Raw genomic sequence first — 635 nt, 5'->3', positions numbered from 1 at the left:
GCTGCTTAGAGAGCTGATTTAACCCGGTAGTCTGTGCAGGCAGCATCACCATCGAAATACCAATCAACATCATCACGTGTAGCGCAACAATATAATCTACACTCGTAGAAGCAGTGAGTTGACTAAAAAGTACAAGAGATAGGATAACGAGCACAAGACCTGGAGTGACTRATGCTTTAGGACCAAACTTATCCACAACTCAGACATTAGACAATTTCTATACAATCATACTCATAACCTTTTAGAATCGCTTCGCTGTTCTAACTTACAATAACTATACAAAAAGCAGAACGATTATACGCTCTGCTTTTAAGTTCGAGAAGATAATATTATTGAGCCGTCGTCTTTTTGTCCGTTGAATGAACTTTATTACAAAGCTCATTCCAGTGCCAAAAACAATTCCCTTGACTCACTATAAAACAATCCAGCCATTTCTGAAAATTCATATGTAATACATGTGCATCTTGAAACGATGCGTTCCGCTTTTTTACTATTATATATGCAGAGTGCGCTGATTTTTTGGAGTCAATGATAATCTCTTCTTCTCCAACAGACCCAATTGTCATATAGAGACTCTGACTTTTGTAAGCTGTTTCTCTTACATCTTCTAAGCTATAAAGATTCCCTGCTATTTT

General features: G+C 37.2%; 2 pseudogenes. Both read right to left on the bottom strand.

Annotated elements, in window-relative coordinates:
• Positions 1–196 (bottom strand): annotated as a pseudogene (locus AC1DRF_RS31315) (MFS transporter); the annotation flags it as partial.
• Positions 197–329: 133 nt separating this feature from the next.
• Positions 330–635: pseudogene (locus AC1DRF_RS31310) on the bottom strand (SMI1/KNR4 family protein); the annotation flags it as partial.

The organism is Priestia sp. P5_B4 (assembly GCF_056400385.1).
This window is presented reverse-complemented; position numbering and strand designations above follow the sequence as displayed.